We start from the raw sequence: 12,425 nt of genomic DNA, 5'->3' as shown, positions 1-12,425 counted from the left end.
CATGGACTATCAGAACACTTTAAAGTACTTATATGAAAGTGTACCTATGTTTCAGCAAGTAGGGAAAGAAGCATATAAGCCGGGATTGGAAACCACACAAAAATTAGACGAATATTTCGGCCATCCTCATCAACAATTCAAAACAATACACATTGCGGGTACGAACGGAAAAGGTTCCTGTTCGCATACTATCGCCGCCGTATTGCAATCGGCAGGCTACCGGGTAGGATTATTCACCTCCCCGCACCTGGTGGACTTTCGCGAACGCATCCGCGTCAATGGCGAAATGGCGCCCGAAGAATACGTAGTTGACTTTGTGGAAAAGCACCGTCCTTTCTTCGAACCTCTCCAACCTTCGTTTTTCGAGCTTACCACCGCTATGGCATTCCGTTATTTTGCCGACAGAAAAGTAGATGTAGCCGTTATCGAAGTAGGAATGGGCGGACGTCTGGACTGCACCAACATCATCCGTCCGGACCTATGCGTCATCACCAACATCGGTCTTGACCATACCCAGTATTTGGGCGGTACACTCGAAAAGATCGCTGAAGAAAAAGCCGGAATCATCAAGGAAGGCGTACCGGTGGTTATCGGAAGGGCTAGAGGAGCGGTGAAAAAAGTATTCTCCGCGAAAGCGGAGGAGATGAACGCCCCCATCACGTATACGAAACAGACTGCCGCGGGCAACGACGTCGCTATATATAGCTATCCGGAATTACAGAAAGAAAGGAACAGCTTTTACGAAATGACGCGGCAAGGTCTCGAAATGTTCAAAATGCTACAAGACAAACACCGGAAAAATGAGAAGTCTCTGGAGAAGTTACTGTCTACGTTCAATCTGGACAATGCCCTACGCGCGATGGACAGAATACTCGACAAAAGAAAAAGCGCGATAAAACTCAGCAATAATCATTTTCAGGACGGTATTTTTCTGGAGCTCACCGGTCTCTACCAGGTCGAGAACGGCTTTACTATCCTGACCGCCCTTGACGAACTGGTGAAAATGGGATACCACATCTCACCCAAGAACTATTTCGAGGGCTTTTCCAATGTATGCGAACTCACCGGACTGATGGGACGCTGGCAGAAAGTGTACAGCTATCCGGACATCATCTGCGACACCGGACACAATGTCGACGGAATCAAGTATATCTGCAAGCAGCTCGAAGCTATCCGGGCAAACGACGGAAAAAAGATCCATATCGTATTCGGTATGGTCAATGACAAAGATATCAGCGGTGTACTGAAAATATTGCCGAAAGACGCCACCTATTATTTCACCAAAGCCAGCGTGAAACGCGCGCTTCCGGAGAACGAGTTGCAGGAACTGGCCCGGAAGGCCGGATTGAAAGGCAACGCTTACCCCACTGTGGTAGAAGCGGTGCAGGCGGCAAAAAAAGACTGCCCCCCGAAAGACTTCATCTTTGTGGGAGGCAGCAGTTTCATTGTCGCCGATCTGTTAGCGAACCGCGATACACTCGATCTCTACTAACGCGCCCTTGGGCAGAGCTTTTACGGCAATCGCCGAGCGTGCCGGGAAAGCTCCGTCAAAATAAGTGGCATACACACCATTCATCCCTGCGAAAAGGGACATATCCTGAAGAAACACGGTGGTTTTGACAATATCGCCCATTGTCAATCCCGCCTCTTCAAGAATGTGCTTTATATTTTCCAACGACTGGCGGGTCTGTCCTTCTATCCCTTCCGCCATCTGCCCCGTAGCGGCGTCAATAGGCAACTGTCCCGACACAAATACCATTCCGCCCGCTTCTATCGCCTGGCTGTACGGACCGATAGCTCCGGGAGCTTTCTCACTGCAAATTACTTTCTTCATATTTCTATAATTGTCATTTATATAAGATACAAAGTTATAAAAAATCTCTGGAATAACCTCGAAAAACGGGAGAAATGACGCTAAACAACTTAATATCAGAGTTGTTACGGTGTCAAATGATGACAAGCCGAAAAATCGGAAAACGCAAAGAAAAGCGGATTTAAGAAGAAGAATGGTTTGCAAATCATTACCCGTGAAAGAGTAAGATTTAACATATGAGAGATGCTATTGCACCGTTTGTCACCGATTTGCGTATCAAGGTCTAACTCGTTGATATTTAACTTTGCAAACAAAAAAAACGAGTATGGCAAGAAGTACATTCAAAGTGCTGTTCTACGTGAACGGCAGCAAGGAGAAAGACGGTATTGTCCCCATCATGGGACGAGTGACAATCAACGGTACTGTGGCGCAGTTCAGTTGCAAGCAGACCATCCCGAAAACCCTTTGGGATGCGAAAGGCAACCGAGCCAAAGGCAAGAGCGCCGAAGCACGGAACATCAATCTGGCATTGGACAACATCAAGGCGCAAATCATCAAGCACTATCAGCGCATATCCGACCGAGAGGCATACGTAACGGCTGAAATGGTGCGCAATGCCTACCAAGGGGTAGGAAGCGAGTATGAGACACTGATAAAGGCTTTTGACAAGGATTGCGCCAACTTCCTGAAACGTGTCGGCAAAGACCGCAGCATCGGCACATACAAGGTCATGGTAAGGGCAAGGAACTATGTCGCAGCCTTTATCAAGTCATTCTACAGACGGACGGATATGTCCATGCTGGAACTTACACCCGACTTCATCAAGGAGTTTGCGGCTTATCTTACGGCTGAACGGGGACTGAAAAACGCCACCATCTGGCTGAACTGCATGTGGCTAAAAGGAGTGGTGATGCGTGCGCACTATAACGGACTGATACCGAGAAATCCGTTTGCGCAGTTCCATATCAGCCCGAATGTTAAGGAACGGGAATATCTGACAGAGGACGAAATCAAAAAAATCATGGCGCACGAGTTTGACAACCCCACCCTCGCATTGGTGCGAGACCTGTTCATTTTCGCCTGCTTCACCGCCTTGTCTTTCGTGGATATGAAAAAACTCACAACGGATGAAATAGTGGAGGTGAACGGTGAGAAATGGATATTGTCGAAACGGCACAAGACAAATGTCCCGTTCCAAGTGAAGTTGCTGGATATTCCCTTGCAGATAATCGAACGGTACAAGTATCTGTCGGAAGACAAGCTGGTTTTCGGGAAAATCAACTATTGGACGATGTGCAAACAGCTGAAAAAGGTAATGGCGGAATGCGGAATAGAGAAGCAAATCTCCTACCATTGCGCACGTCATACGTTTGGAACACTGGCTCTTAGCAAGGGGATGCCCATTGAAAGCGTGAGCCGTGTTCTGGGACATACGAACATTGTCACGACTCAAATCTATGCGAAGATAACCACGCAGAAACTTGACAATGACCTGACGATGTTCGGCAACAAGCTGAACGCATCGTTCGGAAGTGTAACCCCATAACCAAGCATAGCCATGAAACGAAGCATCATCACAACGGACGGCAACGGCAACATCACCTTGCCGACCGACATTAGCGCAACCGCCATGAGCGAATGGGAACTTTGCGACCTGTTCGGAGTAACCGCCCCGACATTCCGTGCAGGGCTGAAGGCTCTTTGCAAGAGCGGAGTTTTAAGGGAATACGGGATAAGGCGAAGCATACGGGTATCCGATAATTGCAGTATGGAGGTTTACAACCTTGAAGCGATAGTTGCCCTCGCTTTCCATATCGGCACATTCGGAGCGGAACGGGTACGCAATGCCGTTCTTGAAAGACTGTACCTGCGAAAAGAGAAAACAAGCATCTTCTTCTCGCTGAATACCAACGGTATATCCAAATCCGAATACTTCTCGTAGCTGAATGCCTGACATTATTCACTCGGTAAGTCAGTAATTCATTAAGTCAGTACGACAGAACGACAGACGCTCTGATTTTTTCTCCCGAAAAGCGTAATCCGACATTTGCTTTTCGGGAGTTTTTCCGTTTGCACAACCCGTTTCCTGCCCCAAACCATTGAAAGTTTTTGTTTCGGTGGCTATTTGTCACCATTCTGCCGTGTTTTGCATAACAACCTATCCGATAATTGATTATATTTTTGCAGCTGGTAATTTTCAAACTTAAAACCATTTGATTATGTCAGCTATCGAACAACAGGACAGCCACAGACCGCCATCGGATGGCGGCATGGCAAAGGAAGAATTTATCCGTGTCGGGACAACGCTCTACAAGATTGTGGAGCAACCGAGACTGAACGGAGGGTATGTGAAGAAACGCATCGCATGGAACTACGAGACCCTGCGACAGGATTACGGCAAGGATTACATCGGCAGCGTTCCCAAGTATGACGGCTTCTGCACCGTACCCGAACACATCGGCTACCGTTCCGTGGTCGGCAAGTTCCTTAACCTTTACGAACCGATAGACCACCGACCGCAGGAGGGCGATTTATCGCATATCCAATCTTTGGTACGGCACATCTTCGGGGAACAATACGAGTTGGGGATGGACTATCTGCAACTGCTTTACCTGCAACCGATTCAGAAGTTGCCTATCCTGCTGTTGGTGTCGGAAGAACGCAACACGGGCAAAAGCACCTTCCTGAACTTTCTGAAAGCCCTTTTTCAGAACAATGTGACTTTCAACACCAACGAGGATTTCCGCAGCCAGTTCAATTCCGACTGGGCTGGCAAGTTGCTTATCGTGGTGGATGAGGTGCTGCTCAACCGCAGGGAGGATAGCGAGCGGTTGAAGAACCTCAGCACCACACTTTCCTATAAGGTGGAAGCCAAAGGCAAAGACCGTGACGAGATTGCGTTCTTCGCCAAATTCGTGCTGTGTTCCAACAACGAGCATCTGCCCGTAATCATAGACGCAGGGGAAACACGCTATTGGGTGCGCAAGATAGACCGCCTGCAGTCCGATGACACCGACTTCCTGCAAAAGCTGAAAGCGGAGATACCCGCCTTTCTCCATTTCCTGCAATACAGACAGCTATCCACCGATAAGGAAAGCCGGATGTGGTTCAACCCCACATTGCTGCATACAGAAGCCTTGCAGAAGATTATCCGCAGCAACCGCAACCGGTTGGAGATAGAGATGCACGAACTTGTCCTTGACATCATGGACAGTGTCGGCACGGATACATTCTCTTTCTGTTACAGCGACATTCTTCTTTTGCTGGTACACTCACAGGTAAAGGTGGAGAAACACCAAGTCCGAAAAGTGTTGCAGGAATGTTGGAAACTGACCCCTGCGCCAAACGGACTGACTTATACCACCTACCAGTTCAACTGCAATCGGGAGTGTCGGTATGAGCCGATAAGGAGAGTGGGACGCTTCTACACCGTCACAAGGGAGCAACTTGAATCCCTGTAATATTATCATTTTTCTGTTGAATTGTTGAATATGGGTATAAATACACTGACAATAAACGATATACATTCTCAACAAAATCTCAACAAGCCAAAAGAGAAGTTGAGAGACCACCGACACCCGTTTGTGGATTTCTCTTTTGGTGAGCGGTTTGTTGAGAAGATGTTGAGAGGTTACGAAGCTGTATATAAACATACTACATTGACAATTCATCAAATCAACAAATTTTCATCAACTTCAAAACCGTATGTAATATGACAATCCAAGATGTAAAACAAATCAAACTGGCAGACTACCTGCAAAGTCTGGGCTATACGCCTGTAAAGCAACAAGGCAAGAACCTGTGGTATAAATCACCGCTACGGGAAGAAATGGACGCATCGTTCAAGGTAAACACCGAGCTTGAAAAATGGTACGACTTCGGCATCGGCAAAGGCGGAAACATCCTCGCATTGGCAGCGGAACTCTACCGTTCGGAAGATGTAGCCTATCTGCTGAAACGCATAGAGGAGCAGACAGCATACATCCGCCCTGCATCGTTCTCTTTTGGCAGACAGCATTCCGACAATCGGACTTATCAGGGATTAAAGGTTGGAGAATTGTCTTCCCCTGCACTTATCGCCTATCTGCAAGAAAGGGGAATAAACATCGGACTTGCCAAAAGAGAATGCAGGGAGCTTCGGTTTATGAATGCCGACAAACCCTATTTTGCCATCGGCTTTCCGAACATGGCAGGAGGATATGAAGTGCGCAACAGATACTTCAAGGGATGTGTCGCCCCGAAAGATATCACCCATATCCGACAGCAGGGCGGACAACGATGTATGTGTTACCTGTTCGAGGGGTTCATGGATTACCTTTCATTCCTTACCATCCGAGTAGAAAACAATCCGCAATACCCACGATTGGACACGCAGGACTATGTCATACTGAACTCTGTTTCCAATCTTGCAAAAGCGGAAAGCATATTGGAGACCTACACCCAAATCGGCTGTTTCCTTGACAACGACACGGCAGGACGGAACACCTGCAAGAAGCTGAAAGAGAAGTTTGGGGAACGGCTGCTTGACAAGTCAATGTACTATCGTGATTATAAGGACTTGAACGATTACCTGTGCGGTAAGCCCTTGTCCCAATCGGCAGAGCCGATAAAGGAGAAGAAGCAAGTCCAATCCGCAAGGCGGATGATGCAGCCACCGAAAAAGAAAGGGGGATTTCATCTGTAATATGCTCGTCTGCTTTCCGAAAGGTATTTAGGCAGAAATACCATAGCTCAATAGGGCGTTTTCTTCACGCATTACTCCGTAACGCTAAAAACACCCTATCGAGCCAAAGGGAAATCCCTTTGGAAACCCTGTGCAAACGAGAGCAGAAGCCAAACTCGTTTGGATTATGCCGAGTGCTGCAATGGTTCATTTGCATAATAAACCCTGTGAGCCGATGCCACAGGCAGAGAGAAGAAACATAACGATAACCGCAAAAACAGTAATGATATGGGATATTTTTCATTGGACATTAAGAAAGCAAAGGGTACATCGGACACCACGCAGTCCGACCATATAGAGAGAAAGATAATACCTAAAAATGCAGACCCGACAAGGACACATCTGAACAGGGTGCTTGTCGAATACCCCGATGGCGTTCACGGCAGGGATGAAGCGATTGCGCACAGACTGAACACAGCAGGCATCAGACGGAAAATCACACACGACCAAGTCCGTGTCGTTCGGGTGGTCTTGTCGGGTACGCACGAGGACATGATGAACATACAGGAAAAAGGAGAACTCGATGAATGGTGCAACGACAGCATCCAATGGCTGCAAGCCACATTCGGCAAAGACAATGTGGTTGCCGCACATCTGCACATGGACGAGAAGACTCCGCACATCCACGCAGCCGTTGTTCCCATCGTGACGGGTGAAAGGCGCAAAGCCAAGAAAGAGCAGACGGACGGTAAGCGCAAGTACCGCAAGAAAACAAATTCCGTCCGTTTGTGTGCCGATGACCTGTTCAACCGCCAGACCCTGGTCGCCTACCACGACAATTACGCAAGGGTGATGGCGAAATACGGATTGCAGCGTGGGGTACGGGGTTCGGAAGCACGGCACACCACCACCATGCAGTATTATAGGGACTTGAAAAAGAAGAATGAAGTCCTCGAAACTGAAACCAGACTGTTGCAGGAGAAGAAAGCCGAGGCGCAGGAGGAACTGAAGCAGGTGAAAGCGGAAATCCGTACCGACAAGCTCAAAAGCGCAGCCACCGATACGGCAACCGCCCTTGCAAGCAGTGTGGGTTCTCTTTTCGGAAGTGGAAGAATGAAATCGTTGGAACGCAGGAACGAGGACTTGCAAGACCGCATCCTTGAACTTGAAGACGAAGCCCGACAACGGGAACGGCAACAAGCCGAACAGATACAGGAGATAAGAAACGCTTACGAGCAACAGCACCGCAAGCTGTCGGAGTTTACGGATTTTGTCAGACGCTATTTCCCGTATGTGGAGAAGCTGATGCCTGTAATAAACTTCCTGCGTGACCGATTGGGATTCAATGACGGAATAATCAGAAGACTGTGCGAGTTCAAGGAGGTCGGGATAAAAGGCGAACTCTATTCTTCCGAATTTAACCGAAGTTTTGATACCCGACACTCCGTCTGTTCCATCAGACAGGACGAAAACGGTAGATTCGATTTCAAGATAGACGGGGTTTCACACGTGAACTGGTTCAGAAAGAAAATGAATGAGTTTAGAGAAGCTATCGGAATACCGAAACCAAGACAGAATAGGAGTATGAAACTGTAAATCAAAAAAATCCGTGATGTTTGAATGGCAGATCACGGATTTTTCTTACCTTTGTATCGGATTGAGGTAACTCTTTCCAAAACATATTAGATAAGAAAGAAGCGTTATGCGCATCAAGTATTTGGAAACGTAGGAAATTTTCAAATTGCATACTCAGATGGCATAGTGGTTCTCACGCTATAGCGTGGGCTGCTATTACTACATCTGTATGCAAGGTTTCCTACGACCTCCAAATAAAGACGTGGCTGTGCAGTTCACGCTTTATATATTTATAAGTAAGAATTATGGATTCAGAAAAAAAATGGGGTTGTATTGGATATGCCCTACTAGCACTTATAATTTGGGGACTTACTCAAGGTTTTAAAGTCGTATGCATAATTATAGGAATTTTAATAGCCATTCTTATAGCTTTTATATTTATATCAAATTTATCAACCAAGCGTTTAATAAAGAAATTTAAGCATCAAAAAGATATATATCCTAATGCATACTCTTTCTTTCGAAAAGAATTACGAATATTCCAGTCTGAAAACAATCTTACAAAACAAGATATAAACAAATTCCTCTCATTCCCTAAAGTTGAATGGGAAAAGAGAGAAAAGCTCGAATTGGAAAGAATACAACGAGAAAAGCAGGTATCAACTGAATATAATATGATTAAAGCCAACTATTCAGATGGACTTACTTGTTGGCAAAAAGAACATCCTTCTGCAAACAAATCAATAATAATAAGTAATATTACGGAAATAATAGATTTCGATAGGCGGCAAAAAGAGTTTTTAAGTACCGAAGAATGGGAAAAGGCACAAATAGCTTTTAGTAAGTTATGTCGTAGCAAAAAATCTACAACGCCACATTCTGGTTGCTATTTTTATAACATGAATTTTCAAAAAACCGACTATAAAGGAAATATCATACAAGGAGAATATCGCATATGGCAATTCTTTTTTTCAAGTTTTTGCACTGCAACCGATTTAGATTACACTCATTTTAAACAGACGCAAGAGAATAACATTAATATAGATAAATATAAGGAGGGAAAAATAAATACCCCTTCTTATATCAACATAGAGATTAGTAACTTTATAAAATCATTGGGTGTCCCTGTGCAAGTAATCGCATATGGGGCTGAATTCGATGAAAATCTTCAAGTTCAGTTTTTAACTCTTGATTTGGCTGTACTTGGATTTCAATCATGTGCTCTCCATCATATAGATGAATTATCTTCAAACTATGTTGTTATTATTGATGGAGTAACAACACAAGACTTGTTTGTAAAAAGATGCGAATCTGTAATACAGAAATTTAAGCATCAAAAGCCCTGTATTGTTTATATTTCTTTAATGAAAGAGTTTTCTCGGGAAGAGATGCAAAAACTCATTGATAAAAAGAACATAGAAGTGCAGCAACAAAAACAAATAAAAGATGAAATCAATTCTATTTCTAATGCATTAAAGTCTGCTGATATTGAGACGGCAAAAGAAAAAGTCAAGAAGGTTAAAGATTTTGCTTTGTCTAAAAGCGTAGATAAAGAATTGATAGATGTCATTTGCAAAACAGAGAAAAAAATAGAAAGTGATTATGCTGTTGGAGTGGTTGATGATTTTGATATTCAATATGTTGATTATTTGATGCCATCAGTTGTCCAAGATAAGAGTAACTGGAAATATCCAGTAACTAAATATCCTGAAAATGGCTGTATTGTTTTTCCATACAGAAGAAAAGCTATAGCAAGAAGAGGGTTCAGTGAAGCTAAATTCCAAAAGTATCTACAAGATACTTTCAGGGGATGTGATTTACTTATACTCGGTGATTGCAATATACTTCCTGTAGAAGATAACAGGCCTTTTGAACCAGATATAGCGATTATATGCAAAAAGCACCCATCTATAAGAATAGACATTGAAATAGACGAACCATATGCTGCATTTACACGAAAACCTATACATTATATAGGATGTGGAGATGATTTTCGTGATGCACTTCTGAATAATATCGGATGGATTGTTATTCGTTTTACTGAATATCAAGTTTTTTTCAATCCTAAGGGATGTGCGGCTTTTATAGCACAAGTTCTTCATTATATACAACCCTCTATGGTTTTACCAATCGATTTTCTCTCATGTTCTACTCCAAAGGAAATTGAACGATGGACAGAAATCGAAGCCAAAGTTATGGCAAGTGAAAATACTCGCGAGAAATACTTGAACCATGAATTTGGTATTGTTGACAATGAGAAACTTGAAATTGCAGACATAACACAAACGGAAAAAGAAAGGGTTTGTGCCAAGAGAATGAAACCATTGGTGTTTTCTTCAAATAGAAAAGTAAACTATAAAATAGGAGAACCTGTTTTTTGCGAAAAAGACGTTCATATTCAATTCTATCCACAAGAACATATTTATCTATATGATGGACAGGAACAATTTATTCCTGTCAGCAGTGTGATATCTTGTTTCTTTAAGCCATTTGATTCATACTATTGGTCAGAATATAAAGCTAATCAACGAAATATATCACAAGGACAGATTCTTGAAGAATGGGATTCAAAAGGTGCGTGTTCACGTGATGTCGGAACTTTTATGCACCAACAAATAGAAAACTATTATAAGGGACTTCCATATCAACAAGAATTCTCTTTCAAATATGACGGAAAATATGTTCACATAGAAGAACAAATTTCTCTTGAACTTGAATATATGCAATTCATAGAGTTTCTCGAAAACCACAAATTTAAACCGTTTAGAACAGAATGGGCTATATATGATGACGAACTAAAAATTGCTGGTACAATAGATATGATACATAAACGTGGAGATGTTTTTGACATATATGATTGGAAACGTAGTCATCGCATTGTCGATTTTTGGGGTAAACCGATTGCTGTAAACAACTATGGCGAGAAAGGGTTAGGTGAACTCAATCAAATTGAGGATACGCCATATTGGCATTATTGTATTCAACAGAACCTATATCGCTATATTCTCGAAAGAAATTATGACATAATTATCGAAAAGATGTATCTTGTGGTTTTCTGTGATGATACAAATGAATACAGAAAATTGGAAGTGCCACGTATGGATGAAGTCATAATTTCTATAGTAAAATCCTGTAAGAACGAGACTGTTAAGAAGCGGTTGATAACATTACAGGGAGAAAATCTATCATAACATTGATAATTAAGTTTTTTGTATGGAAGATAATTATTACATCAAAACTCTCCTTGAGAAAATTGAGTCTGCTGACCCAAAATCGTTCAGTCAATTTGCACATGAACATCCCATTTGTTTTCAAGAGAAAAAGGGCAATTGGCTCTTTCCTATGATGTTTGATTTTTATGTGAATAAAATACACAATGAGTATATCATATCTTTACTTAAAGAGTTGGGACTGTATCTACACAATAAATGTAAGAATTATGAAATGTCTGAAATTACTATGATTGATAGAAGTTTGTGCATAGATGATTCGTTTGTGGATAATTATGTCCTCAAAGTTCAAAATGCACAAAATGACAAGCCTAAATTCAGAGATTTAAATTCTCCTTGGCGTACAAGGGGAATTTCATTAGCATTATATGAAATTCCTACTTTTGTATTAAATTCTATCATATTTGAATTTAAAGATACAGAGCATCCATATATACTTGCTGATATAGCAGGTATGTATATGTATGGGCAAAAGTTCGAAGAAGGGCTAAATTATCTTTATCGAAGTATAAATCAACTTGCAATGTTCCCGAATCGATATTGGAATAGTGATTATGGATTAGCTGGGGCAGCAAATACTTTTAGATTATTACTATTGATGTGCCCTAAAAACCATATGGAACTATATAGAAAGATTTATTCATATGATTATCTATATTTGACGAAATTAGCCTGTACAACAAATGATGAAATCTTTCAACAGGAAGCTTATGTAAATAGGGCATCTATTGCTATGGATTCTATGGCAAGGTATATAATTCCAATAAATATCAATCCTGACTTGTTGTACATTTCTGATATGTACTATGCGCATTATTGTAATGAATTAGCAACCCAAATATCAATATCTTCGGGATGGAAGTATAATATGAAATCACTTACCTATTATCAACACGCATCTATTAGACCTAATGATACGGGAGGATATGTTGATATTGAAGAAAAAACATATAATGAAATTGTATCAGCAAAACACGAGCAGGCAAAATCAATAGCTTTGTTGTTTTATACAGTAATCTGTGCGGAGGATGGCAAATTAACAAGTCGTAATATTGAATCTTTATTTAAGATATTGCAATATGAATGTAGGTACAATTACAAAGAAACAAGAAAAAGAGTGTTAAACTTTAAATCATACAAATAA

General features: G+C 42.4%; 9 protein-coding genes. 8 read left to right on the top strand and 1 reads right to left on the bottom strand.

Going from position 1 to position 12,425, the window contains the following annotated elements:
• Window position 1: 1 nt before the first annotated feature.
• On the top strand, window positions 2-1,492 hold the full coding sequence (locus ACNOGP_RS12490; protein ID WP_287668439.1) for a bifunctional folylpolyglutamate synthase/dihydrofolate synthase: 1,491 nt from the start codon (window positions 2-4) through the stop codon (window positions 1,490-1,492).
• Here ACNOGP_RS12490 and ACNOGP_RS12485 read toward each other — a convergent pair.
• Window positions 1,460-1,834, bottom strand: coding sequence for a RidA family protein (locus ACNOGP_RS12485; RefSeq protein WP_418212932.1), 375 nt, complete (start codon window positions 1,832-1,834; stop codon window positions 1,460-1,462). The genes ACNOGP_RS12490 and ACNOGP_RS12485 overlap by 33 nt on opposite strands.
• A gap of 304 nt (window positions 1,835-2,138) precedes the next feature.
• Here ACNOGP_RS12485 and ACNOGP_RS12480 point away from each other — a divergent pair, with 304 nt between their 5' ends.
• The 7 genes from ACNOGP_RS12480 to ACNOGP_RS12450 all read left to right on the top strand — a co-directional run bounded on the left by ACNOGP_RS12480 (window position 2,139) and on the right by ACNOGP_RS12450 (window position 12,425).
• A complete protein-coding gene (locus tag ACNOGP_RS12480) occupies window positions 2,139-3,359 on the top strand; it encodes a site-specific integrase (protein WP_195210933.1) in 1,221 nt (406 codons plus the stop codon).
• Window positions 3,360-3,371: 12 nt separating this feature from the next.
• Window positions 3,372-3,755, top strand: coding sequence for a hypothetical protein (locus tag ACNOGP_RS12475; protein WP_032536285.1), 384 nt, complete (start codon window positions 3,372-3,374; stop codon window positions 3,753-3,755).
• Window positions 3,756-4,032: 277 nt separating this feature from the next.
• Window positions 4,033-5,274: a primase-helicase family protein gene (locus ACNOGP_RS12470; RefSeq protein ID WP_195210934.1), complete on the top strand. Its 1,242-nt coding sequence runs from the start codon at window positions 4,033-4,035 to the stop codon at window positions 5,272-5,274.
• A gap of 251 nt (window positions 5,275-5,525) precedes the next feature.
• A complete protein-coding gene (locus ACNOGP_RS12465; protein WP_418212931.1) occupies window positions 5,526-6,497 on the top strand; it encodes a toprim domain-containing protein in 972 nt (323 codons plus the stop codon).
• Between the two features lie 267 nt (window positions 6,498-6,764).
• Window positions 6,765-8,072, top strand: coding sequence for a MobV family relaxase (gene mobV, locus ACNOGP_RS12460; RefSeq protein WP_275550370.1), 1,308 nt, complete (start codon window positions 6,765-6,767; stop codon window positions 8,070-8,072).
• Window positions 8,073-8,356: 284 nt separating this feature from the next.
• A complete protein-coding gene (locus ACNOGP_RS12455) occupies window positions 8,357-11,242 on the top strand; it encodes a hypothetical protein (RefSeq protein WP_418212930.1) in 2,886 nt (961 codons plus the stop codon).
• Window positions 11,243-11,264: 22 nt separating this feature from the next.
• Entirely contained in the window at window positions 11,265-12,425 is a 1,161-nt protein-coding gene (locus ACNOGP_RS12450) for a hypothetical protein (RefSeq protein ID WP_195211015.1), read from the top strand.

This window comes from Bacteroides difficilis, from assembly GCF_048319815.1.
Lineage (GTDB): Bacteria > Bacteroidota > Bacteroidia > Bacteroidales > Bacteroidaceae > Bacteroides > Bacteroides zhangwenhongii.
Note: the sequence above shows the minus strand (reverse complement) of the source record. Positions and strands in the feature narration are given on the sequence as shown.